General features: G+C 45.0%; 14 protein-coding genes and 2 pseudogenes. 7 read left to right on the forward strand and 9 right to left on the reverse strand.

The genetic code is table 11. The features are described from left to right. Window positions 1–87: 87 nt before the first annotated feature. Both cysS and BQ7489_RS12350 read right to left on the reverse strand, forming a co-directional pair. Window positions 88–1,566: a cysteine--tRNA ligase gene (gene cysS, locus BQ7489_RS12345; RefSeq protein WP_072531257.1), complete on the reverse strand. Its 1,479-nt coding sequence runs from the start codon at window positions 1,564–1,566 to the stop codon at window positions 88–90. Window positions 1,567–1,661: 95 nt separating this feature from the next. After that, window positions 1,662–3,608 (reverse strand): glycoside hydrolase family 97 protein, encoded by a 1,947-nt coding sequence (locus BQ7489_RS12350; RefSeq protein WP_072532174.1) that lies wholly within the window; start codon window positions 3,606–3,608, stop codon window positions 1,662–1,664. A 180-nt stretch (window positions 3,609–3,788) separates the two neighbouring features. Here BQ7489_RS12350 and BQ7489_RS12355 point away from each other — a divergent pair, with 180 nt between their 5' ends. Further along, on the forward strand, window positions 3,789–5,765 hold the full coding sequence (locus tag BQ7489_RS12355) for an alpha-L-arabinofuranosidase C-terminal domain-containing protein (RefSeq protein ID WP_072531258.1): 1,977 nt from the start codon (window positions 3,789–3,791) through the stop codon (window positions 5,763–5,765). Window positions 5,766–5,871: 106 nt separating this feature from the next. Here BQ7489_RS12355 and BQ7489_RS12360 read toward each other — a convergent pair whose 3' ends face one another. The 4 genes from BQ7489_RS12360 to BQ7489_RS17920 form a co-directional block, all read right to left on the reverse strand. Then, window positions 5,872–8,229 carry a glycosyl hydrolase 115 family protein gene (locus tag BQ7489_RS12360; RefSeq protein ID WP_072531259.1) on the reverse strand — a complete coding sequence of 786 codons (2,358 nt, stop codon included), beginning with the start codon at window positions 8,227–8,229 and terminating at the stop codon, window positions 5,872–5,874. A gap of 287 nt (window positions 8,230–8,516) precedes the next feature. Beyond that, the gene (locus tag BQ7489_RS12365; RefSeq protein ID WP_239496951.1) at window positions 8,517–10,082 is read right to left on the reverse strand and encodes a RagB/SusD family nutrient uptake outer membrane protein; all 1,566 of its coding nucleotides are present in this window, start codon (window positions 10,080–10,082) and stop codon (window positions 8,517–8,519) included. A gap of 25 nt (window positions 10,083–10,107) precedes the next feature. Beyond that, window positions 10,108–12,459: a SusC/RagA family TonB-linked outer membrane protein gene (locus tag BQ7489_RS12370; RefSeq protein ID WP_317042553.1), complete on the reverse strand. Its 2,352-nt coding sequence runs from the start codon at window positions 12,457–12,459 to the stop codon at window positions 10,108–10,110. Beyond that, window positions 12,342–13,382 (reverse strand): TonB-dependent receptor plug domain-containing protein, encoded by a 1,041-nt coding sequence (locus BQ7489_RS17920; RefSeq protein ID WP_317042546.1) that lies wholly within the window; start codon window positions 13,380–13,382, stop codon window positions 12,342–12,344. The genes BQ7489_RS12370 and BQ7489_RS17920 overlap by 118 nt, the downstream gene beginning before the upstream one ends. Window positions 13,383–14,076: 694 nt before the next feature. Here BQ7489_RS17920 and mnmA point away from each other — a divergent pair. Then, window positions 14,077–15,135 (forward strand): tRNA 2-thiouridine(34) synthase MnmA, encoded by a 1,059-nt coding sequence (gene mnmA, locus BQ7489_RS12375; protein WP_072531260.1) that lies wholly within the window; start codon window positions 14,077–14,079, stop codon window positions 15,133–15,135. A gap of 232 nt (window positions 15,136–15,367) precedes the next feature. On the opposite strand, the gene BQ7489_RS17865 is transcribed toward mnmA, so the two are convergent. Then, the gene (locus BQ7489_RS17865) at window positions 15,368–15,499 is read right to left on the reverse strand and encodes a hypothetical protein (RefSeq protein ID WP_262483193.1); all 132 of its coding nucleotides are present in this window, start codon (window positions 15,497–15,499) and stop codon (window positions 15,368–15,370) included. Window positions 15,500–15,621: 122 nt separating this feature from the next. On the opposite strand from BQ7489_RS17865, the pseudogene BQ7489_RS12380 reads away from it, so the two are divergent. The 5 genes and pseudogenes from BQ7489_RS12380 to BQ7489_RS12400 all read left to right on the forward strand — a co-directional run. Next, a pseudogene (locus BQ7489_RS12380) lies at window positions 15,622–16,044 on the forward strand (serine acetyltransferase); the annotation flags it as partial. An 84-nt stretch (window positions 16,045–16,128) separates the two neighbouring features. After that, window positions 16,129–16,452: an IS66 family insertion sequence element accessory protein TnpA gene (gene tnpA, locus BQ7489_RS12385; protein ID WP_022233666.1), complete on the forward strand. Its 324-nt coding sequence runs from the start codon at window positions 16,129–16,131 to the stop codon at window positions 16,450–16,452. Further along, the gene (gene tnpB / locus BQ7489_RS12390) at window positions 16,445–16,813 is read left to right on the forward strand and encodes an IS66 family insertion sequence element accessory protein TnpB (protein WP_071149928.1); all 369 of its coding nucleotides are present in this window, start codon (window positions 16,445–16,447) and stop codon (window positions 16,811–16,813) included. The genes tnpA and tnpB overlap by 8 nt, the downstream gene beginning before the upstream one ends. Window positions 16,814–16,899: 86 nt before the next feature. After that, window positions 16,900–18,525, forward strand: coding sequence for an IS66 family transposase (gene tnpC / locus BQ7489_RS12395; protein WP_072529846.1), 1,626 nt, complete (start codon window positions 16,900–16,902; stop codon window positions 18,523–18,525). A 115-nt stretch (window positions 18,526–18,640) separates the two neighbouring features. Further along, window positions 18,641–19,126, forward strand: a pseudogene (locus tag BQ7489_RS12400) (serine O-acetyltransferase); the annotation flags it as partial. A gap of 35 nt (window positions 19,127–19,161) precedes the next feature. Here the strand turns inward: BQ7489_RS12400 and BQ7489_RS12405 are convergent. Together BQ7489_RS12405 and BQ7489_RS12410 are read right to left on the reverse strand one after the other, a co-directional pair. After that, entirely contained in the window at window positions 19,162–22,197 is a 3,036-nt protein-coding gene (locus BQ7489_RS12405; RefSeq protein WP_239496952.1) for a glycoside hydrolase family 2 protein, read from the reverse strand. 6 nt (window positions 22,198–22,203) lie between these two features. Further along, complete coding sequence (locus BQ7489_RS12410) at window positions 22,204–24,624, reverse strand: glycoside hydrolase family 31 protein (protein WP_072532176.1); 2,421 nt, start codon at window positions 24,622–24,624, stop codon at window positions 22,204–22,206. Window positions 24,625–24,638: the final 14 nt, after the last annotated feature.

The raw sequence follows: 24,638 nt of genomic DNA on the forward strand, positions 1-24,638 counted from the left end.
TCCAAATCTGATTACATATTATATAAAACAAAAAAGCTCCGGCAGCCATCATAGCTACCGGAGCTTTTCGCATAAATAATATATCCGTTATTTATTTAATCTCCATGTAAACCCGTCTTTGGTATCTTTTACTTCAAAGCCCAAAGCAGCTAAACTGTCACGTATTTTATCACTGGTAGCCCAATCCTTGTTGGCCTTGGCCTTCATACGCTGCTCCAGCAACATATCTACTACCTTTCCATAAGCTTCTTCACGGGCAGCATTGTTCTCAGCTTCCGATTTCAGCCCTAAAATATCAAAAACGAACAGATGGAATACATTTTTCAACTCATCCAAATCCTCAACGCTGATTGTTGCTTTCTTGTCTATTACCGTATTGATCATACGGGTGGCATCAAACAGATGGGAAATCACAATCGGTGTATTCAGGTCGTCATTCATAGCCTCATAACATTTCTCACGCAAACCTGCAGGTTCAATGCCGGAAGTTGTCTTCGACGGAGTGATACGCTCCAGATTCTTGACACCTTCCATCAGACGCTCCAATCCTTTCTCGGCAGCCTGCAACGCCTCATTACTGAAATCGACGGTACTGCGGTAATGTGCCTGCAGAATAAAGAAACGGATGGTCATCGGTGTATAAGCCTGAGTCAGCAACTTGTTGGAACCTGTAAAGAATTCATCCAGCGTAATGAAGTTACCCAAAGACTTACCCATTTTCTGACCGTTGATGGTAATCATATTATTATGCATCCAATAACGGACCATATCATGGCCTTGGGAAGCTACGCTCTGGGCTATCTCACATTCATGATGCGGGAAAATCAGGTCCATTCCTCCACCATGGATATCAAAAGTCTCTCCCAAATACTTACGTCCCATAGCCGTACATTCGCAATGCCACCCCGGGAAACCGTTGCTCCATGGAGAAGGCCAACGCATGATATGCTCCGGCTGTGCACACTTCCACAAAGCGAAATCGGCCGGATTATGCTTTTCCTGCTGGCCGTCCAGTTCGCGTGTCGTATTGATCACATCATCCAGATTTCTTCCGGACAGCTTGCCGTAATGATGGTCCTTGTTGTATTTCACTACGTCAAAATATACGGAGCCATGGCTTTCATAGGCATACCCGTTCTTCAATATTTCCTCAACCAGCTGAATCTGTTCAATGATATGTCCGGAAGCGTGCGGCTCAATACTTGGAGGAAGTACATTCAACGCCTCCATAGCCTTATGGTAACGGTTCAGATAATACTGGACCACTTCCATCGGTTCCAACTGTTCCAGACGGGCCTTCTTTGCAATCTTATCTTCTCCGTCGTCCGCATCATGCTCCAGATGACCGACATCGGTAATATTACGCACGTAACGTACCTTATATCCCAGATGGGTCAGATAACGGAACAGAATATCGAATGTTATAGCAGGACGGGCATGCCCTAGATGGGCATCACCATAAACGGTCGGGCCGCACACATACATCCCTACATGAGGAGCATGCAAAGGCACAAACAGCTCTTTCCGGCGGCTCAATGTATTGTAGATAACTAGCTTATTCTCCATAATTCATACGTTTGTCAGATTGCAAAGTTATAAATAATAAAGATAAAAGCGTGATTTCCTTTATAAAAATCACGCTTTTACTTTCTATTATCTTACTATCTTACAATAACGATTCCTCCTTGCGGCTGGATGGTTACCTGTACTGCCTGCGGATTCTTTACGGTCAGCTCCTTCAATCCCGGCTGCATCTTCTTGTCGTCCGAGTAAAGTGAAACCTTGTCTCCCTTATTCAGCATTGGCAGATCCAGTTTCAGCTTCAGCGGTTCTTTCTGGGCATTGACACCGGCTATATACCAGGTATCGCCGTGACGGCGTGCCAATACACAATACTTGCCCGGATAACCGTCAACAAAACGGACCTCATCCCACGTTGTCGGAACCTTCTTCATGAAATCAATGGCTATGGCAGGGGCATCGGTCAGGTTATTCGGAGCCAAAGCAAAATTCTGGATCGGATTCTGGAACAGGATACTCGTAGCCAACTGGAACACGTCGGTAGTGCGACGGATCTGCCCGCCGTCATTGGTACGGTTCAACCGCTTGTTCAGCAATACGCCACCGAATTCCATACACCCGATTGTATTGCGGATAAACGGATGCAGACAAGCATTGAAGGCCTCCATATCATTGGAATGTTGGCTGAAGATCAGATTCTCGGATGCCAGCACAGCTTCACTGCCGACATAGTTCGGATACATACGTTCCCAACCTCTAGGAATGGTACAGCCATGGAAAATCACCATCAGTCCATAATCGTTGGCATCACTCAGAATAGCTTCATACAGACGCATGGTTTCCTGTTTGTCTCCACCGAAGAAGTCCACCTTGATACCTTTGACGCCTATCTTCTGCATCCACTTCATTTCCTGTTTACGTGCGATAGGACCATCCATCTTATTGACCGGACTCTGTTCAATGTCATTCCAGTAACCGCTGGAGCTGTACCATAAAAATACATCCACATGCTTGCTATGGGCATATTTCACCAGTTCCTCCATCTTTTCGCGACCGATTGTCTTATCCCACCAACTGTCAACCAATACATACTCGTACCCCATTTCAGACGCCAGATCAATGTATTTTACCTGGTCCTCATAATTGATACTCGGATCTTGCCACATAATCCAGCTCCACGTTCCACGTCCATACTTGTATGTATGTTCCGCTTCATACAAAGGCTTCACCACATTCCAGGGACCCGTCGTTTCAACGATAGGTTTCAGGTTGTCTCCAACGGTCAGCGTCCTCCACGGAGTCACACCAGGAAGTGACAAACCCGGAGCAACGGTTCCGTTACCGTTATTCTCTTCGGGCATCGGGAAAGTGACTGTAAACACACCCCCTTCGGCAGCATCACTCAAGCGGGATGCACAATAACGGCTGTCCACACCGGTTTCGCTTACCAGTACCCATCCGTTGTCACCTACATGGAACAATCCAGGAAAAGTAAATCCTTTACCGAATCTTGAGGGAGCCATCAAAGGAGCATCCGGAGTATATTCTTCTTCATAACTGGGTTTCGTACGTCTCCATCCTACCATCGAAACACTCTGCGGACACAGGAATGTCGTGGTATAATCCGGAAAATCGAACCCGGTCACTTCCCGGTTTATCACGATACAACCCGTATCGCCGTAACGCGGCATCTCATAACGGAAAGCCACATCGTTGTCGCTCACCTGAAAAACGACAGTCAGAGGTTTCTTGTCTGCATTCTCCAGCGTAACAGCCAGGCGGTTGGCTTCATAATCCACTTTAGAGAACTTTGAACGGTCCAGTGTATAACTGTCTTTTACGTTATCGGTCTTCTGATCTACCCATTTCATCCCTTTGGTAAAATCACCTACGTCAGACAGAAAGCCCAAAGGAGAGTCTTCAAGCATCACTTTATCCTTATAGGTCACCCCATAAACAGGTTTACCGTCCTTCAATGTTACCGTTACTTTCAAATTCGAATCCGGTCCGGAAACGACAGCCTGTTGTGCTCCTGCCATCAAACAGCTGAGCGAAAACAAGCCTACACATAAGAAATGTTTTTTCATAAGCATTAAATACATTTATTCCCTAACAAATAATTTTCATACAATAATCGTAAAAATACACTTATCTGCAACAAATTAAGCTAAAATCAAAAAAAATGTATCAAAAAAAGTATCTTTACCCCATGAAATTACATTTCATTACACAGAAAGATACTTCATCAACCTCAAAAATCATAGATCATGAACAGACACTGTACTCTTTTAAGCGCTATTGCACTGGCTGCCGGGCTGACCATCCATGCACAGGATATCAACCAGCTGGTCATACAGACCAACCGACCGGGAGCCCAGATCCAGCCGACCATGTACGGCCATTTCTTTGAAGACATCAATTTCGGAGCCGACGGCGGCCTGTATGCCGAACTGGTCAAGAACCGTTCCTTCGAATTTCCCGACCGTTTTGCCGGATGGGACGTATCGGGAAAAGTAACCTTGATGGACGACGGCCCGTTCAAACGTAATCCGCACTACGTACGTTTGGGCAATCCCGGACATGCACATAAACGTACTGCCCTTGTCAACGAAGGATTTTTCGGAATGGGAATCAAGGAAAACGGCAAATACCGGTTTACCGTATGGGCCAGAGGAAACGGACAGAAAATCAAGATCGAACTGATCGATGAAGCCAGCATGGGTGAAAGTCAGGTCATTACGTCCGCCTCCCTGGGAATCGATTCCCAGGACTGGAAAAAATATGAAGTCATACTTACTTCACCGAAAACATTCGCGAAAGCCCACCTCCGCATTTTCCTTGACTCAAAAGGGGATGTCGACCTGGAACATATATCCCTTTTCCCGACCGACACCTGGAACGGACGTGAAAACGGCCTGAGAAAAGACCTTGTACAGGCTCTGGCCGATACAAAACCGGGAGTGTTCCGTTTCCCGGGAGGATGTATCGTGGAAGGCACAGACCTGGACACCCGCTACAACTGGAAGAACTCCGTCGGCCCGGTAGAGAACCGTCCGCTGAACGAAAACCGCTGGCACTACACCTTTACCCACCGCTTCTTCCCCGACTATTACCAGACCTACGGCATGGGATTCTATGAACTCTTCCAACTGGCCGAAGACATAGGTGCCGAACCGTTACCTGTTCTGAGCTGCGGACTGGCCTGCCAGTTCCAGAACAATTCGCCGGAAGCCCACGTAAAGGTATGCGACCTGGGCAGCTATATCCAGGACGCACTCGACCTGGTTGAGTTTGCCAACGGTGATACAACCACAACCTGGGGAAAACTCCGTGCACAGATGGGGCACCCGGCTCCGTTCAATATGAAATTCATCGCCATAGGTAACGAACAATGGGGACCGGAATATCCGGAACACTTGAAACCGTTCGTCGAGGCTATCCGCAAGAAATATCCCGACATCCGGATCATCGGTTCATCCGGCCCTAACTCTGAAGGAGAACAGTTCGACTATCTGTGGCCGGAAATGAAGAAACTGAAAGTCGACCTGGTTGATGAACACTTCTACCGTCCGGAAGACTGGTTCCTGAAATCGGGTAACCGCTACGACAAATACGACCGTAAAGGTCCTAAAGTCTTTGCCGGAGAATATGCCTGCCACGGAAAGGGCAAAAAATGGAACCATTTCCACGCTTCGTTGCTGGAAGCGGCATTCCTGACCGGAGTTGAACGCAACGCCGATATCGTACATATGGCTACTTACGCTCCGCTGCTGGCCCACGTGGAAGGGTGGCAGTGGCGACCGGACTTGATCTGGTTCGACAATCTGCGTTCTGTACGCTCCTGCAGCTGGTATGTACAGTCTCTATACGGACACAACAAGGGAACACGTGTCATCCCTCTTACCATGGACAAACAGGCAGTCAGCGGACAGGAAGGCCAGAACGGACTCTTTGCAAGTGCCGTATGGGACGAACCTACCCAAAGCTATATTGTCAAGGTAGTCAACACGTCCGACAAGGCGCAACCGTTACAACTGCAGTTCAAAGGGCTGAAAAAAACGGTCAAGCTGACAGACGGAACCTGCACAACCCTGCATACAGATAACCCGATTGCTGAAAACACACTCGAACAACCAGATTTGGTTACCCCGAAAACAAAACCGATCCAAATAACGGGTAATGAACTGAATACGGAAATCGGTCCGATGACATTTGCCATCTATAAATTCACCGCATCCAGATAACCTGTCAAGTTCCGAGATAAAAGACAACCCTGTCCCAATGCCATAAAAGCTATTGGAACAGGGTTGTCTTTTATAACCGGTTCACAGAGTTTCTTCCATACAATATCTATTTACCGGTCTCATACACGAAAAGCTGGTCAAGAACCACACCCTCGTCCAGCGCCTTTATTTCCAGACGGTGTTTCCCGTCTGCCGACAGCGGTAATTTCATGCTGCGTTCCGCCCTGTTGGTCAGGACATTCAATTTCCACTCCTCACTGCGCCCGTAGGTACGGTAAGATATCGGAGCGGTACCTTTCCCGTCCAAAACAACCTGAACACGCAAGTCCTTATTGTCAACCGGATGGTTAGGCAACAGATGCAATACGATTTCAACCGAATCGGAAGGGCAGCTTCCGAATTCAAAAACAACCGACTGCCCTTTTTCTATCCCCGCAGCCTTTCCTTCGTATCCTAGTCCTTCACAGACAACCGGATCCCCCGCTATCGCCTCAAAAGCATTCCATTTATAAAGATAAGGACGTTCCGCTATCAATGAATCGGCAGACTGTACATGCGGTATAGGCAGATAGACAGCCAGATTACGGGGCTTGTAATCCATAAATCCTTTCCACTTCCCCTGGTTATACCTATCCGTCAACGCCACAATGCTGTCGAACGCCGCATCACTCCTTTTCCAGTCGGCCCGGCCATGGCGGGCCAGTTGTGCATACAGGCATTTCCTGTTCATCTCGGCGGCACCCTGCAACGGATACTGTACCAACTGGTAATAAGTATTCCGCCTGCCGGCAGGCATACGCCGCCCCCACATAACAGCCTCATCCTCCAGTTTTCCGTAAGCCGCCAAACGCTCGCGGATATATTCCTCACTCCAGGGAAGATCGGAAACTACCTTATACTTCGGGTCCTTTTCTTCCGTACGTGTATTACCCATAAACTCCGGCTTGCGGATATACGACAGCCGGTAATGCTCCTGCATCATCGGCACAAGATAGGAAGCCGTCTGCGCACCGAATTCGCGTGACAGGAAACGTTCCAAATGGCCCGTCACCCCCATTTCCTCCACACGGCCTATATTCCATGCCATATCCATAAAAAGCTCGATCTGGTATTCGGCCGGTTTGATATCACCCACATTCAGTATCCACATCTTCCGGATACCTTTATCGTATGCCTGTTTCATCTGCTGATAAACCAGATAAGGGCTTGGAGTAGCCAGCCACAGATAATCGTGCGGACGCCCCCAATAGGACACATGATAGTAAATGCCGTTACCTCCTTTACGGTTACGTTCTTCTTCGGTAGGAAAATGGGTAACATAACCGTAATTATCGTCGCACCACATCAAGGTAACATCTTCCGGCACTTCCAGTCCGGCCTGATACACATCCAGAACCTCCTTATAAGGGATCAGCACCTGAGGCACTTGCGTAACATCCTTATTCACATACTTGGAAAGCATCTTACGCTGGTCGGCAATGATACGGTCAAGCGCATCCTTCTGCTCCTCAACCGTCCCGGCTCCCTGCATCCTGCCATCGTGCACGCCACGCATTCCCAAAGTATAGATGTTGTCCGAATGACGTTGCTGCCTTACACGTTCCTCCCAGAAATCCAGTACGTTCTTCCGGTTGTTCACATAGTCATACTCTCCTTTCCCGGCAATCTTCCACTCGCCATTGGTATTCCGCATCATCGGTTCGCAATGGGAGGTACCCAGATAGATACCATACCTGTCGGCCACTTCCTTATTCCCTTCGGTAAAGAAGAAAGGCACGGAACATTCATGCATGGCCGGCCAGAACGTATTGGCACGCAAACGCAACAGAAGCTCAAAGATACGCTCATGCGTACGCGGGCCCATCTGCCCTTTCACATCTGTCGGTTCATATTGTTTCCAGCTCCAGGGATTGATTCCCCAGTCTTCATCGTTAATGAAAATGCCCCGATAAGGTACATCCGGATAATCAAGCAGACGATAACCGGCCTTGATGCAGAACACATCCCGCTTTTGCGGAACAGCATCGGCCCACCATTCCCAAGGGGAAACCCCAAGCATCCGGGACACCTGCAGAATACCGTATGCCGTGCCGCGTTTGTCGCTCCCGGCAACCACCAGACGGCCGTCGTCCAAAACGGTCAATAGGAACGCCTCCTTACGGGTACCCAGCCCAGTAGTATCAAGTTCATGATTCCGGAGCAACCCTTCAATCAGCCGGCTCCGGCCTACCGTCCCGACATAAAAATCACCATTTTCCGCACTGATAACCGGCTCTTGCGAGAGTACTGAAAGGCAGTCACGCCTGAACAGATCCAAGGCCACCTGCACAACCGGCTCTTCGGAAGCGTCGCAAGCCACCCTCATATTTTTTCCTGCCTGCCACTGGAAATCCTTCATGCCGAAACCCGGCAACATACAGACCAGCAACGCGCCCAAGCAGAACCATTTTCTTTTGTTTTTCATAATCTATTTATCATCTAAGTTATAACTGCCACTAAATTACACCCAAAATCCCATATCCACAAGATAATACCGGACCCTGCCCAAAAAAGAACTTGAAATTTTCAAAAAAGACCTTGATCTGTTACCCGAAAGATGCAGTTCCCTTTAACAAAATATCAAGACGTCCGATTCCAAACAACTTGAAACATATCGTCAAAGACCAGGAAATATAAAAAAAGATCTGTCACCGATGAAAAACATCCATGACAGATCTTATCTTTATACTTCCATTAACCTATAAACGGGCGTTATTCCTGGAACGCACCGTTATAATCGGTTTCTTTTCTCGGATATACCCATGTCCATCCATTGGTTTCCGATGTTTCCTTTGTGATGGCAAACTGCGTATGGAAATTACCTTCCGGATAAGAATGACGTACAATAGGCTCATTCCAACGTTTATGGTCAAACCAGTCAAAACCTTCTCCCCACAAATCAAAGCGGCGATACAGTTTCACTTCTTCCAGCAGGTCTGCTCCTGTCTTGGTACAGGTATATTCAGGATTACGTCCGGAATCACGGTTCAAGGCAATCAACAGGTTCTGGACTTCCGTATCTCTTCCACCTATGTGGCATAAAGCCTCAGCTTCGGTCAGATACATCTCGGCAGAACGGAAATTGTTTACATGACCCACTCCCGGCTGCTCTGAACACTGGAACTTAAACTGCATATAGGCAAAGATATAGCTCGTGCTGTACAATTTGTCGGCATAATCCCGTTTAGCACGGTCATATAACGCTCCTTTCGATGCCCGGCCCGTACTATGAGTATAGGTATCTACTTCATCTGCTTTAGGAGCCAGATACATTGTACGGCGGACATCCGTTTCCGGAATCTGGTCATACAGCTCCTTGCTAATGGCACACGGATAGTTACGGCAAACACTTGCACTGGAATTGCTGCCCTGATAAGCATGGAAAGAATAATAATACAATGTCTGGTCACTTGCACCGTAACAGCTCCATATCCATTCCTGGTTAGGAGCATTGAAACCGCCGTTTACATATTCGTCATTCGACATCAACGGATATCCTTCACGGGCCAATGCAGCGTATTTGGCGGCATTTTCCCAATCCTCACGGGTCAACGCAGCGCGTGCATAGACTGCATAAGCCACATTCAGGTTCGGGCTATAGTTATCATCACTCTCTCTGTCTATCCCAGCCTCCTTTGCCTCCTTGAACATAGAAATGGCGTCATCCAAGTCCTGATATACCTGGGCATACACTTCGGCCAAAGTAGATGCAGGCAGATCGTCTGTACCCTGATCTATACGCAAGGGAAGTCCCCGTGTACTTCCGTTATTACTGTCCACCCAGCGGGCACAATAAAGCTGGCTCATCATAAAATAACTGTAGGCACGGAATGTCAGTCCCTGGGCCTTGATGAATTTCTTTTCATTTTCAGAGCCCGAAGCCGCATCAATATTACAGATAACGGCATTTGCATTACCTATCAGTTTATAATAATAATACCAAGGATAATAATCGTAGGTAGAAGTATTGGACGCCATATAGGTGGCTGTACCGTTAATGACGTTCGACCATCCCGTCAGGTTACACTTCTGGAAATCATTGCCCGGATAATTACCGTACCATGTCTTTATAGTACCTTCACCGTTAAATCCTTGAGAACTCAAATATTGACGGGCCATCATATAGCAGATACCATTAATCGCCAGTTTGGCATTTTCCGTATTTTCCAGAATAATTCCCGTATCGGCAGAAGACTGGGGCTCTGTATCCAGATAATCGCTTGCACAAGCGGAAAGAAACAGGGATACGCCTAAGAAATATGCTATTTTCTTCATCATAATTTTCTTTTTAGATCGTTAAATATTAAAGCTTTATGTTGATACCGAATGAGAATACACGCGGAGTTACCAGGTAATTGGACTGGGAACCGCTGAAAGACTGCTGAGGGTTCATACCCTGACGGGCAGTAAACGTAAACATATTCTCACAGCTGGCACTTAACGCAATGCCTTCCACTCCGATAGGTCTCAATAAAGACTTGGGCAGATTATAGCTTAAAGTAAGATTCTTCAATACCAGATAGTCGGCACTGGTCAACCAACGTGAAGACGCTGCATTGTTCGTACTGCTCATCGTGTTATTGATCTGCGGAACACCGTTCGGATCCAGACGGTCTACAGAATTCTCTGTCATACCTTCCGGTACGCTTGTCCAAGCCTTCATGATATCCGAATGTAAATTACTGGGTGAAGAACTGGTTCTCATCAATGAAGCATAAACTCCGTCATATACTTTGCCCCCCAATGAGTAAGTGAACAAAGCCGACAATGTAAGAGACTTATAAGAGAATGTACCGGTAAAGCTTCCGTAAACGGTAGGCAGGGCCGATCCCTGGAATTCTCTCAATGCATATGACGTATTATTCACATAATATTTACCGTTTATTTCAGTCACATAATCGGTGATATCTTCCGACAGGCTGGTCTTGTGGTTACCTCCAACTGTAGAACCATCAGGCAAGGTAACCCAATAAGTATCAAGGTCTGCAACATACATGGAATTACCGGTCATCTGGTCTACACCCGCAAAAGTAGGAAGATAGAATTCATAACGGCTTTTCCCTTCTACAATCTTATAGTTACCGGATACGATACCGTCCTTATTCTGGTCAGGCAACTTGATGATTTCATTTTTAAGGAATGTCGCGTTAGCCGCGAAGTTGATTCTCCAGTCTTTGGAGCGATAGACATCCACATCCGTATTGATTTCAAAACCACGGTTAGAAATGGTTCCAAGATTTTTGGTAATGGTAGCTTCGGCCGATCCAGAAGTATTGGCTCCGGCCGACAGAGGCAGATAGACATCGAACAGCAAGTCTTTATTTCTCTTGTCGAAATACTCGAGACTGATATTCCAACGGTCGAACAGACGACCTTCAAGTGCCACGCCCCATGCTTCACTGGTTTCCCACTTCAAATCGGGATTCGGGTATTGTGACAGGTAATAGGCACCCTTGTTCGCATTCTGATCTGCAGTATAAAGAGCCATATAGCCATAATAGCTGGCTCCGGCATCGTTACCGACCTGTCCCCAGTTGGCACGGAGTTTCAGGCTGTTGACCCAATCCAATGATCTCATGAAATTTTCACGTGAGATCATCCAGTTGGCCCCGACACTACCAAAGTTTCCCCAACGGTTATCTTTATAGAATCTGGAAGAACCATCACGACGGAAAGAAGCTTCCAGGTTATACTTGTCATCGAAATTATAACGGACACGTCCCAAATAACTTTCTGTACGGTAAGTTGTATCATAACCGTCCAAAGAAGTGATATTGGTGAAGTTTGACAGATAAGTCTTGTTGCTGAACACTTCAGTAGTCTTGTAACCGTACTCATAACTATAGTTATAGTCATAGTTTTCATGTGCCAGCAACACATCGACAAAATGCTTGCCAAACAGGTGGTTCCAGCTTAACTGTTCCTGTACAGTATAGTTTTTGTAACGGTATCTTACACGCTTTGCACGTCCGGAATTACCTTTTCCGTCACCGATTGTAGCGTTGTTATATGTCTGGTTCTCCGAATTACGTACATTCAGGTCACCTTTCAGGCTGAAAGTGAAGTCCTTCAGAAATTTGATGTCCACAAAGGCAATACCTTCCAATGTATTACGGTATGTCTTATCCATATCCAGCTCATTCTCCCATACTACATGGCGGTCAACATACTGGTTACGGGTATCTACCGTTACGCCATCATCATTTACGTAATATCCCGGGTCATATTGTAATGCACCGAACTCATCATAACGATAAGAACCGTCTGCATTATGCAGATGGACAGGATAGATAGGAGCTATCTGGCGGGCATACATAAATATATTGGTATAACTGTCAGCGCTATCACCATTTGTAGCATTTGTAATCTGGTGTGTACCCGACAGATTCAATCCGGCCTTTAACCATGGCTTCGGAGTAAAAGTCAACGATGTACGGGCAGACAGACGGTTGAAGTCCGAATTACGGGCATAACCGTTCTCATCCAAATATCCTAAAGAAAAGTAAGCACTGGTCTTGTCGGTTGCCATATTACCGCTTACGGTATATTCCTGACGATATCCGTGACGGATAGCGGCATCATACCAGTCAAGGTCATCTGCATAGCCCGGCAGGATTTTGCATCGGAAACCATATGTCCTGTAGCATCGAACAATTCGGTATCCGGCTTGTTGAAAATGTTCAGATACAAAGATTCAGAAATCAGGTTATTCGTAGCATAAGCGGCAGCAGTAGCGGCATCATCTCCGGCCGACATTCTCACATTCTTCATATTCTGCCAGCTAGCTTCCATGAACTGATACGGATTGGTACGACTGTATTCCTTGATACCACGCGTATAGGAACCCTGATTGATTTTCAGTTCAAAGCTCATCTTATCCGAAGTACCACGTTTGGTTGTAATCAAGATGACACCATTGGAAGCCCTGTTTCCGTACAATGCACATGAAGCGGCATCCTTCAACACTGATATACTTTCAATATCATTAGGGTTCAAGTCGGAAATGTTTCCTCCGAACGGCATACCGTCAATAACATACAACGGATCACTGGAACCATTGACGGTACCGATACCACGGATCCGGATGCTAGGCCCCTCTCCAGGCTGTCCATAAGTACTGTTTATCTGCACACCGGAAGTGGTTCCTTCCAAAGCAGAAGTAACACTCGAAACCGGACGCATTTCAATCTGTTCCTTATTGACAGAAGATATGGCACCGGTCAAAGAAGATTTCTTGGCTGTACCATAAGCAACGGTTACCACAACCTCATCCAACATCTGGGTATCCCCCTTCATAAAGATTTTCATATCCGGACGGATTTCCAATTCCTGCGTTTCCATTCCGACATAAGATACGACAATGGTCTTAGAATTTGCAGGAATGTTTGTAAGAACAAACTTACCATCCAGATCGGTCAATGCTCCCACCGTGGTACCTTTTACCAAAATAGAAGCTCCCACAATCGGCAAATCGTCTTCTTCACTGATTACCACACCGGTAACCTTAGAAATCTGTGCAATAGTCACTCCCAAGCTCAAACAAAAGAGCAACAAAAATGCGAGAACCTTTTTACCCATAAGCTTTCATTTTATTAATAATTAAAGTTATTCCTAAATATATTACGTTCTAATCTGATGCCAACACCTTAATAATTGTAATCAAGTCTTAACCTATCTTTAACCATGCCGCAAAATTAATCAATTAATAACAAATAGCAAAAAGAAAGTATTTTTTTTAATATCATCACAATAGGGAATATCCACAAACCGCAAAAATAATTGCATAATCTACTATAAATAAATACATTACAACAGATAAAGTAAAAATATTCACTAAATATACAACACACAAACATGATAAAACCATACAAAAACATGTCAATATGACAATAAGGCTCCGAACAATCAAAAAGATTTCACATATAAAGAAAATCAAGGATATTATAATAAACTGATAGTCAACATTATCTATTATATATCGAGACCTCCAATATTCGGAGTAGAAAGACAACAAAGATTTTATATACAGTAATTTTAGAGAAAATTTCTACACATTTTTTATTAACAAACACTCAATAAAACCTTAACATGCTTAATTTATGTTATAAAACACAATTTTAACGTTGAAATATTTGCATAATATCTGATATTCCGTACCTTTGCATCGTGTTTTTCATAGTATTAGATTTAAGGTTAACAAAGGTTGGAGTACAGCGGTACTCCTTTTTTTATGCCCATACGTGAAGCAATAGTTTAAAAAAAAAGATTAAGTATGACTCCCAATCAGAAAGTACTCCTTGGAATGAGTGGAGGAACCGACAGTTCGGTTGCCGCACTGCTCCTGCAGGATGCCGGATACGAAGTGACCGGTATCACCTTCCGTTTTTATGAAAAAGACGGAAACACCGAGTACCTGGACGATGCCCGGGAACTTTGCAGACGTCTAGGCATCCGCCATATCACTTACGACGTAAGACAAGAATTCCAGCAACGGATTATCCGGTATTTCATCGACGAATACATGAAGGGAAGAACCCCGGTGCCCTGCACCCTATGCAACAACTACCTGAAATGGCCTCTATTGCGACAGATAGCCGATACCGAGGGCATCTATCACTTTGCAACCGGACACTATGTACAGAAAAAACGGATAGACGGTTTCTGGCATATCCTGTGTGGAGCCGACCCCGATAAGGACCAGTCGTTCTTCCTATGGGGCCTGCCACAAGATATCATGGAACGGATGTTACTTCCGATGGGGAAACTGACAAAAACCCATGTACGCGAAATCGCTTCCGAAAGAGGATTTACAAAAGCAGCCCGCAAACGGGATAGTCTTGGTGTATGCTTCTGCCCTATGGATTACCGTACTTTCCTGCGCAACCATGTCCCGGCCGGACAACTGACGTCAGGCCATTTCTATGATGAGCAAGACAATGTTATCGGTACACATGAAGGATATCCGTTCTATACCATCGGACAGAGGAGGGGATTGGGTATCTACCAGAACAAGGCCTTGTTTGTCAAAGAGATTCTCCCGAAGGAAAACAAAGTTATTATCAGCGACCGGCTGCAGAACCTGGAAAAGAATGAAATATGGCTCACCGACTGGAACATCATCAATCCTGCAGCCCTTTTGGGAAAAGACGATGTCATCCTGAAAATCCGCTATCGGAAACAGGCCAACCGCTGCACAGTTACAGAACAGCCCGACGGACGCCTGCACATCCGGCTTCATGAACCGCTGGCGGCTGTAGCTCCCGGCCAGGCAGCAGCCTTTTACTGGGGGAATGTAGTGCTTGGGGGAGGTATTATCCAATCGGCCCAATAATACGCATTTCTCTGACATTCCCGCTAGTTCTGCAAGTACACACCCCCATTCTTTCAGGGAAAAATGATTATCCACACATACAATTAACAGGGTGCTAACTATCAGAAGTGTCATAAATTCCTAAATTTATGCTTTTTATACTACATAGAAAATACTTTCCATATTTTTTCAACAGATATATCCACAAGTTTTCAACAACTCATCCACCCCAATCCACACCTCGTAATAATTGTTATTTTACCCTACGGTTCAACTGGTTATTCGCCTTTTCCGGGCGTGACTTGCCCACACGCTTTCCACTGGCCTTTTTCTTACCGCCCTGTTTCGCCTTATAAGCAAAAGGATTTTTCTTGTTTACTACCATATCATTTCCATTTTATTGCAAAAATACGATTATAATCAACTCTTTATAAATAAAAACAGAAAGAAAAAGATAATATAGTCTGTAAAATTACTATTTTTGTCCACTTACAAAATGAAAACCTTATGAATACATTCAATTACACACATATACTGACAAAGGCGGTAAGCGAGCTTTCCGACAGCAAATCATATGAAGGTCTTTTCCACCAGTACAAGGAGGGAGAACCGCTTCCGTCGGGAAAATCACTCAGTCGTATAGTCGAACTGGCCAGAGAAATCCTTTTCCCCGGTTATTTCGGCAATTCCACCATCAACAGCCGTACCATCAACTACCATATAGGGGTCAATGTAGAAGAACTTTTTGAACTGCTGGTAGAACAGATACAGGCCGGACTATGTTTCGGAGAAGAAAACAATCCTCATAAGGAAGAAGAATCCCCTTGCAGAACTTCCGCAGCAAACATTGCGGCCCAGTTCATCAGTCGCCTGCCTGAACTCCGCAAAATATTGGCAACAGATGTAGAAGCCGCATATTACGGTGATCCGTAAGCATTCGAAGAAATGCACCTTTTACATTTTGAGGTTTGGTTGTAGCTTTGCGGCAGTGAATACAATCAAACCTCAATTATTATGAACAGACAAGAATTTGAAGAATTAGAATTGCAGGTGCAACAAAGCGAGCTGCCGTTGAAGTCGTACCTTCAACAGATAGGTGTAAGTTATTCAACCTATCACTACTGGCGTAGAAAATGTTCCGTTGACAGGAGCAGTATCAAACACGAGTTGGCTCCTATCAGTTTTAAACAGGCATTTACGGAGTCTTCCCAAGAAGAACAATTGCCGCATGGTGTTGCGCTGCTGTTTCCCAATGGACTTCGTGCCCACTTCGGGAGCGGTTCTGAAGATTTGCTGAAGGAAATATTTACCCAAAGTCTTCGAAACGGTCATGTTTAACCTGAACGACACGATGCGCTACTTCCTGTGTCCTGGCAGGACAGATATGCGCAAGGGTATCAGTTCGCTATGCGGAGTGGTACATGAGAAAATGAACAGTGAAGTGAGGAACGGTGATGTCTTCATCTTCATCGGTTCCAGCCGCAGGCTAATGAAACTCCTTCATGCCGAAGACGGAGGTATGGTAATGTATGTAAAACGTCTGGAGGCCGGTCGCTTCAAGTTGCCGGAGTATGATCCCAAATCAAACAGCTATCCCATGGAGTGGCGCGATCTGGTGATGATGGTTGAAGGAATACAGGAAAACCCGGAACAGAGGCTCCGGCGGTTAAGAGCCGAACGTAAGGAATACCATGTATAACATGTTTTTATGTGAGTAAACTTTGGATATTGTTGCATAATTCACTGTTAATTAGTATATTTACATCATTAAAAGAAGTATAGACAATGGAAGAAAAAGAAATTTTACTCAAGACGATAGAAGGGCTGAATGCCTCTATAGCCTCATTGTCTACTACTAATAAGAATCAATCCGAACAGATAAAAAATCTGCAGGAACGTATCAAGGAGTTGACGGCTCAGGTCGCATGGCTGAACCGTCAGCTCTTTGGTCGTAAATCGGAGAAACTTCGCGTATATGATCCTAATATGCCAGATCTCTTTGCCGACGAGTTTTCCGGACTCCGGCAGCAGGCGGAAGAAAAGCGGGACGAGGCTGTGGAAAAGATTGAGAAGGAATCGGTGGAAGACGTAAAACGAAATCGTCAGAACCGCAAAATGATAGAGGACTTGCCCGTATTGGAAACCGATACAATAGAACCGAAAGGCGTAGACTTGTCTTTATACCGTAGAATAGGCGAAGAGATAACAAAAGTCGTCAAACACAAGCCGGGAATGCTTTACGTCAAGGTGATCATCCGTCCCAAATATGCTCTCAAGGATAGTACCCTGCTTCCTCCGGCCGGACAGAAAGGCGTAGAGATAGCTCCCATGCCGCTGATGCCGGTCGACAAGTGCATTGCTGACACCAGCCTGCTTGCCGAGATACTGCTTCAGAAGTATGAATATCATGTCCCGTTCTACCGTCAGATACAGCAATACCGCCATCTTGGAATGAAAGGCCTTACCGAAAGTACACTGGACGGCTGGTTCAAGAAAACCGTGGAACTGCTTAAGCCTCTGTATGAAGAACTCAAATGGGAAGTCTTCTCCTGTGACTATGTACAGGCGGATGAAACTACAGTTCCGGTCATTAACAGAGAAAAACACAGAGCCGACAAGGAATATCTCTGGATGGTAAGATCAGTCATGGAGAAACTGGTCATCTTCCATTACGACGGGGGATCACGGGCCGGAGCGGTCATCGAATCCCTGGCAAATCACTATCACTTCAAGGGATATCTTCAATGTGACGGTTTTGCAGGTTATGAAACAGCCTTCAAGACCAACCCCGACGTGCGGCTACTCAACTGCCTGGTGCATATACGCCGTCATTTTGAGCAGGCTTTGGATGAAAACAGGGAGATGGCGCAACATGCACTGACTCAGATACAGCATATCTATAAAATAGAACGCCAGTGTGACGAAGCCGGCCTGTCATATGATGAGCGCAGACAGACGCGTCAGGAACTGTCCAGGCCAATCATGGAGGCAATGAAGGTATGGATGGAGACAGAAGGAATTAAATACAGTCCAAGTTCTTTGACAGGCAAGGCCATAACATATGCCTATACCAAATGGGATAATATTATGAGATGTCTGGACGATGGCCGCCTGTACTGGGACAACAATCTGGCGGAAAATGTCCAACGGCCCATCACTCTGAGCAGAAAAAATTTTCTCTTCTGTGGTAATCACGAAGCTGCGGTTAATATGTCTGTCATATGTTCTCTGCTGGCCACATGTAAGGCGCACGGGGTAAATCCCAGGGTATACCTGAACGATGTTATCGCACAAATGCCTTATCACAAAAAGGCAACCCAAGAAGAACTTTTGAATCTACTTCCACATAAATGGAAGTTGAAACATCCGGAATGTGTACTGACAAGGCAAAAGGAGGAATCTTGTAACTGATATAAATTGTAACATATGGGTTCAACAAAACAATAGCGGCTGATACTATTAGGTTCATAGTGACAGTCGCTATTGTTGTATATAAAGGTTTAATACCTGTAGTTGGCCGAATACTTACGGTGATCCGGCAGCTACATGCTTCGGCGAAATTATCTGCTGTTACCCGATTATCCGTGCCGTCACAAACTACCGTATCGCACATGAACTGTATATCCTGAATGTACCGCTTATCCCCCGTATCATCACCGAAATGGCTCATTCCGAAACCGGAATTGACATTCATCCCGGAGCCAGAATCGGCCATCATTTCACCATCGACCATGGTACCGGCGTAGTTATCGGCGCAACCTGTATCATCGGCAACAATGTCAAATTATATCAAGGTGTAACATTAGGGGCAAAAAGTTTCCCGTTGGACGAAAACGGCAATCCGATCAAAGGTATTCCCCGACATCCGATTCTGGAAGACGACGTCATCGTCTACTCCAACGCAACCATACTGGGACGCATCACAATCGGTAAAGGCGCAACAATCGGCGGCAATATCTGGGTTACGGAAAGCGTTCCCGCCGGAGCACGTATTGTACAGCGGCGGGAATAGGTTACCTTTTATGGGTTTCTTACACATTCCTAATATTATCGATATACTGCTTTCAATAAATTCAATAATAATTGCTGTCCCACAATATTGGCTTTATTCTCTCTGGTGGTATTGAATGTATTCATTGATTCATTCATACCATCCGGATCGACAGCTTCTGAATAAGGCTTGACATCCTTGATACAAGCAGGAATATCCAACGTCGTAATTATCACCTTTCCTCTTCCCGCTGGAATTTGAACCAATGCCGAATAGATTTCCTTACGATGGTCGGATACACACCCCACAAATATATCACCGTTGGCACAGCGCAAGCCGATACGACGACGGTTATAAGTAGCAAAACACTGATACTCCCAATTGAACACACAATCGGAAGGCAATCCTTCGAAGAACAGACTTTCGCGGTTAAAGAAATTACCTCCATACCAAGACTTGCCCAAGACTTTGGACCCTCTATAATCGAGTACTTCCTTATCGCATAAGAATTCAGCCCAACGTTCCGGATTATCAACAATAATCAAGGTATGCCCTTTATATACCCATTCCATGATTTCACTGATACCACTCCCCCATTGCTGCGGTTCAAAGGCACCTACCAACAAATAATCCCCTTTCGGAGTACCACTATGGTAGGCAGGAAGATCAAGACCTACATTCTTCATGAAGTTGGACAAAGTACCTGTTGTATCGGCAATCATACCATTAGCCGTAACTCCTTTAGTATTCAAAGCGACAATAAATAACCGATCAGTTCCTTTGACTACAACCTTATTTCCCTTCAAAAGTTCAGCCTCAACACTTGCATATCCAGCCTGTTTAGGAACAATCTTCCAACCAGTAAACAAACACTGACCATAATCAGAGCCGCCTTTCACTGAGATCATCTTGGTATAAGTTTTGAGAATATTTCCGGCATCATCTTTCAATGTCAAACGTAACTTGTACCTACCTTTCAGATTCTTTTCATTAACAATATAGACATCTACAGTCGTCGTATCACGTACAGACAATACCTTCCGGTTCATTTTGACAGCCAGATACAGAGGCTGGTTATAATAAGCCATCACCTTCGGGTCTCCCTTCGGATAACGATAATTGTCGACAACCCCTGAATGATTTTCCAATTTCATACTCTCCCAACCATTAATGGCATAAGCATCGACTGTATTTGAGATGCGGATATTTTCAATAGAACGTCCCTGATAATAGAATGATACATTACCCATAGAACGAGTCAGACTGTCTACTGTCGGGAAAGCTTTAGAAAAGCCACGTTCTTTCAAGAATTGATCATAAGCTTCATACCACTTCAAATAATCATCGGCTTCCCAGCCAGACAATTTGTTATCTGCCAGAATCTCTTTCCGGATTAATTCCAGGCGAGGAGGTGTACCGATAGCACCATCCTCTCCCCAATACACAATTTCATCCTTATGATTGGAAAAACGATGATAATTATCTTTGCCTAAATAAAGATTATCATGATAACAACCCGGTCCTCCTGCATGATGGCGGTCGTACCATCCATAGTCATAGAAAGTGGTATCATTCGGCATCAAATGAAGCTTGAAATGGGCATTCGGCTCATTCTCCGGATTATTTCCGTTGCATGAGTTGTATGTCATAATACGAGTCGGATCCAGTTTGTGTCCCATTCTCATCTGGTCGTAATCCTGTTTCTGCGGATCTGCCCCACGTTCGTTATGCAGATTATAGATAACCAGCGACGGATGACTCCGGTCACGCTTGATCATACGGGCCAGTTTCTCATTGCGGTATTTCATGTAAAAATCGGTCTGTATCGTTCCATCATCAAAGCGGTTAGCAGGATATTGGTTCCCTCCCGGCTCCTCAAAATAAAGCAATCCCAACTTATCGGCATAATCCAAAACTTGCGTACAACCAATGGTACGATGGAAATTCAACATATTCAATCCTAATTTCTTGGCAGTCTGAACCTGACGTTTGGCCAATTTATCGGAAGGGGCAATACCATTGTTCGGCCAGAAGCCCCAAGAAATGGCAGTGCGCAAAACCATACGCTTGCCATTCAGATAGAATTGCTTGTCACCTTTCACATCCCGGACTTCGAACCAACGGAAGCCAAAACGTTGACAATAGACATCATCACCTAAAGACACATACAAATCATATAAGTTAGGGTCATCCACACTCCATAATTTAGCGTGGGGCAAAGATATCTGATAAGTTTTTGTATTGTCCCCGTTCCCAAGCCTGACTGTTCCCATGTCTTTCCGGTAAACCGACTTGCCCGTTTTATGTTCCTTAATTTCAAGAACCAACGGACGGGTTGTCTGTTCTCCTGCGACATTGCAAGCTGTTACATCAACTTCAATCTTGTGAGGGTCAGGCTGATTCTTGACAAACACATCATCAACATAAACCTTATCGGTAGCAACAAGTTCGACATTCCCTGTTATACCACCAAAGCCATGCGACGGGTTGGTAAAATAATCTCCCCAACTATAAATCTGTGAATCCTTCCAGTTGAAATTACCGTTCGGGTCGGTTATACGGAATGCAATTTCATTTTCTTGTCCCGGCACCAGACTATCCGACAGATCTACATCAAACGGGGTACTGTTGACCAAGTCATAGGCCACCAATTTCCGGTTGACAAAAATCTCGGCTCTGAAGCGGACAGAACCGACCTTCATGACAATATGTTTTCCTTTCCAACTGGCAGGAACATTCACCTTAGTATCAAACCAAGAAACACCTACATAGTTACCGGTAACTCCGAAAGTCTGACCATTGTATCCCCATAGATATTCCTCTACTGTAGCTGGAAGATTAACTCCAGATTTATCCGGATGTTCCAACAATTGCCAGCCACCGGTCGGGATATTAACAGGCAATGATGAGATATCAACAGGGGGAAGATACAATTTATCCGTTCTCCACTCGGCAGCCTTATCCAGCGTAATGTTCCATGAACAAGTCGAAAGATTCAAGTTCTGCCGTTCCGTGGCTTGAAGTGCCGGCATACCTCCCAAGGCTGCCAGCATAATCCAACAAGCATATTTTTTCCAATTACTATTTATCATGATTCTTTATTTGACTACCAGTTCCACATCTTTACTATTATCGCCCACCAATCTTACAAACAAACGTTTCTTTTCCTGGCTGTAATACCAGCCTGGTTGATTGTCAACATCAGTCTGTGAAGCCAAAGCCTTCAAGGATTTTCCATTTTCCGTTACCTGCGACGGAACAAAATCCAGATAAGCCTGTACCTTATAACCGTGCTGCTCAGGCTTATACTTTCCTTCCGGCTTTGCGGCACGGAATACCCACTTATCATTACCTAACGAACTGGTAAAACGAGTAAAAGCATACACTCCCTTTTCATAATCATGTGACAAACCGTCATCTTCATACATTTCGAAAGAAGATTCACCCTCTGGATAAACATCCAAAGTCAACACATCAACAGGTTTCTCACCTACCCACTGCATGACTGGTTGCATCGGAATGATTGCACCTGCCTTAATATAAATAGGGAGTACATCCAAAGGAGTCAAGAATGACTTGTATTGGCGACCCTCATAACGCTCGCCCGTTTCATAATCAAACCATCTTCCACCAGGAAAATAAACCCACTGGCTCAGAGCATTTTTGGTTGTTACCGGACAAATCATCATCCAAGGACCAAACATATATTGACGGCTCAAATTATAAGTATTTTCATCCTGCGGATAATCCATCACCAGCGGAGTCATCATCGGACGAGCGCTTTCATGCAAACGATAAGCATTGGTATAGATATACGGAATCAGTGAATAACGCAGGTTATCATACTTAATGAAGTTTTTCATAGCTTCCTCCCCATAAGTCCATGGCTCATGATAACGAGGATGATCCATACCGAACAACATAGCTATCGGAGAAAACATTCCGAACTGCACCCAACGAGTATACAATTCAGTATCATAAGCAGAATACTGCTCGAAACCACCCATACAATGAGTCCAGTTTCCGACACCACTCATACCCATGTTCAGTCCGGCACGAATAACCGGCTCAAACCACTGCCATTCGGTACCCCAATCGCCTGCCCAGATATAAGGATAACGCTGTATCCCCGCATAACCTTCACGGGTATGAGTTAATCCTCTCATTTTGTTCAGCTCCTGGAATTTGAGAAACGGCGCCTCAGCATAAGCCAAAGGGAAGATATTATGCAAAGCGGCACTTTCCATACCATCTGTACCTACCATACCTTCCTTCAAGGACATAGTTCCTCCCACATCAGTCTTGACAAACTTACAACCCAGATCAGCCACTTTCATCACACCATTCTTCCACCACCAGTCCACAGCATCAGGACTAAAAAAATTAACCAGTCCTTCGGTACGTGCACCTGGATAAAGTACATTACCGGCTTCCCGAGCCTGATCCAATAACTTATATTCCGGACCATTATCCAAAATAGAACGGATATGCAGACCTACCATCTGTACATTTTGTGCATAACAACTATCGAACATTGCTTTCGGATCTTTAAATGTTTCACGCCATTCGAATGTACAACCACCATTTCCATAAGTCTGGTTAAAGATTCTCCAAGTAGAGTCCAGCCAGAGCAAATCAAACGGTATACCCTCCTCACGCATCCGTTTACATAATGCAGGAGGATATTTGTCAGAAGTCATCTGTTCATTCTTCCAGGTACCTCCAGAATAAGTACCCAAATGAAGTCCCATGGCAAAACGAGGCAACATCGGAGCCTTACCGGTAAGGTCTGTATATCGGTCTATCATGGTATAAAAGTCAGGACCATAAATAAAATAATAATCCAGATCACCACCGAACGCCTTGAAAGAATATTGTTTGGTATTATCCCAGCCCATATTCCACTCAGTAGGATAAGCTGTATGGAAGAAAATTCCATACCCTTTGTTGCTCATCATGAAAGGCACCGGGCAATAATTGGCACGTAAGATATCCTTTCCGCCCACAGCTGGACGAGGTCCACGTCCCAGTTCAACATTCAAATAAACCTTATGCCCACGTTGATCCATAAAATCCATACGCTCTCCAAAGCCGAAAAAATGCTCATCCCCTTGCATAACCACCGTGGTTCGAACTGAATCCTCAAAGAACCGAGAAGCTTCTGTTTCGGTATAAAACACATTTCCATCCTTGTCCGAAACTACCAGACGGAACGGATTTTTCAATGCCTGAATTTGAAGGACATCAGTAGTAATCACCCACTTATCCGCTTCTTCAGAAACCTGATAAAAGACAGGAGCAAAATCGTACTTTCTCACAATCCATCGCTCATCCGTCCCCATTTTACCATTGTGAACCAACCGCACACGAAACATATCACTAGTACAGAAATCCAAACGGACATCTCCTCCATCAGATTTTAGAAGCAAGGCATTACCAGATTGTTTGTATGTACCGTCCGCCGCAAAAACCAGCAGGGCACAAAACATCAAGCTTAAAAATATCGATAACTTTCTCATACTCTTTTTTACTT

It is taken from the genome of Bacteroides ilei (assembly GCF_900128495.1).
GTDB classification, from domain to species: Bacteria; Bacteroidota; Bacteroidia; order Bacteroidales; family Bacteroidaceae; genus Phocaeicola; species Phocaeicola ilei.

Bases quoted from the DNA above. Each gene is read 5' to 3' on its own strand.
- cysS (WP_072531257.1), bottom strand. From the start codon at position 1,566: ATGGAGAATAAGCTAGTTATCTACAATACATTGAGCCGCCGGAAAGAG.
- BQ7489_RS12350 (WP_072532174.1), bottom strand. From the start codon at position 3,608: ATGAAAAAACATTTCTTATGTGTAGGCTTGTTTTCGCTCAGCTGTTTG.
- BQ7489_RS12355 (WP_072531258.1), top strand. From the start codon at position 3,789: ATGAACAGACACTGTACTCTTTTAAGCGCTATTGCACTGGCTGCCGGG.
- BQ7489_RS12360 (WP_072531259.1), bottom strand. From the start codon at position 8,229: ATGAAAAACAAAAGAAAATGGTTCTGCTTGGGCGCGTTGCTGGTCTGT.
- BQ7489_RS12365 (WP_239496951.1), bottom strand. From the start codon at position 10,082: ATGATGAAGAAAATAGCATATTTCTTAGGCGTATCCCTGTTTCTTTCC.
- BQ7489_RS17920 (WP_317042546.1), bottom strand. From the start codon at position 13,382: ATGGGTAAAAAGGTTCTCGCATTTTTGTTGCTCTTTTGTTTGAGCTTG.
- mnmA (WP_072531260.1), top strand. From the start codon at position 14,077: ATGACTCCCAATCAGAAAGTACTCCTTGGAATGAGTGGAGGAACCGAC.
- BQ7489_RS17865 (WP_262483193.1), bottom strand. From the start codon at position 15,499: ATGGTAGTAAACAAGAAAAATCCTTTTGCTTATAAGGCGAAACAGGGC.
- tnpA (WP_022233666.1), top strand. From the start codon at position 16,129: ATGAACAGACAAGAATTTGAAGAATTAGAATTGCAGGTGCAACAAAGC.
- tnpB (WP_071149928.1), top strand. From the start codon at position 16,445: ATGTTTAACCTGAACGACACGATGCGCTACTTCCTGTGTCCTGGCAGG.
- tnpC (WP_072529846.1), top strand. From the start codon at position 16,900: ATGGAAGAAAAAGAAATTTTACTCAAGACGATAGAAGGGCTGAATGCC.
- BQ7489_RS12405 (WP_239496952.1), bottom strand. From the start codon at position 22,197: ATGATAAATAGTAATTGGAAAAAATATGCTTGTTGGATTATGCTGGCA.
- BQ7489_RS12410 (WP_072532176.1), bottom strand. From the start codon at position 24,624: ATGAGAAAGTTATCGATATTTTTAAGCTTGATGTTTTGTGCCCTGCTG.